The organism is Parapedobacter tibetensis (genome assembly GCF_024704835.1).
GTDB lineage: Bacteria > Bacteroidota > Bacteroidia > Sphingobacteriales > Sphingobacteriaceae > Parapedobacter > Parapedobacter tibetensis.
The window spans coordinates 1-986 of the sequence record NZ_JAMXBE010000060.1 but is presented as its reverse complement, the minus strand read 5'-3'; the positions used below and the strand labels follow the sequence as shown (position 1 = coordinate 986).

Below are 986 nucleotides of genomic sequence, written 5' to 3'. Positions count from 1 at the left end.
TTGCGATCGCCAACTTACTTTTCCACGATCACGTCTATGGAAACCCTGTAACCTTGGTTCCATTGCTCTAGGTAATATTTCCATATAAAAGCGTCAACTTATTGACAACATGCTAATCAGCTTGATCTTTTGTAGTTAGTCTGTTGTTGCTTTCGCTTTCACGTCTCAAAACAACCAAGTCAATACCTTTTCAAAGGCTGCTTTCCTGAATGAATAATCCATGTCGTCCAATGAGTAATGGGCCGCAAAATACGGAATGCATTCCGATTTCAATATCTGCGTCGCGAAACCAAATCACTGCCAGCTTGTTAATTGAACGAAGAAGGGCTTCCGGTATACGAGGCAAGCCCAAAGAACAACAGGAGGAAGTTAGGGCGGGCCGTTATCTTACGAGGTAACGGGTTTCTTTCTTAAGTCACTTCGTGGTCGGTTTTAACAAATCTTAACACTTTTTTTGTAACAAATCGAGACCCTCGTGCGTTATCATATTAGTTATTAAAATNCGGGCCGTTATCTTACGAGGTAACGGGTTTCTTTCTTAAGTCACTTCGTGGTCGGTTTTAACAAATCTTAACACTTTTTTTGTAACAAATCGAGACCCTCGTGCGTTATCATATTAGTTATTAAAATTTGTCTTTTCATAATTAGGTTTATAATTGGTTAGTTAGAAAGCCCCGATTCTCCCCGTTTCGGGGCTTTTTTTTGACGTATACCAGGGCCCCGGTTCAAGCGTCCCTACGTCAGTCATCGTCCAATGAAACGCCCAGAATCGGGAGGTAGTCCCGCAGTTTATCCATGATCCCGTGAGCGGTCAATGCGTCATATGCTGCACGCTGACGGGGGCTCCCGTATCTTAGGTATTCAATGCTATCAAAATGCATGGGCACCAATACCGCAAAAACCTCATATAGCCATGCATGTGTAGATAAGAATATTGGGTATATGCTGATGCCACTGGTGGTGCTGGGCATTCTTGCCGTTTCTTA

At 42.9% G+C, this 986-nt stretch carries 1 protein-coding gene; it reads right to left on the bottom strand.

Annotated elements, in window-relative coordinates:
- Window positions 1-740: 740 nt before the first annotated feature.
- Window positions 741-971: a hypothetical protein gene (locus NF543_RS25235; protein WP_257670980.1), complete on the bottom strand. Its 231-nt coding sequence runs from the start codon at window positions 969-971 to the stop codon at window positions 741-743.
- Between the last annotated feature and the right edge of the window lie 15 nt (window positions 972-986).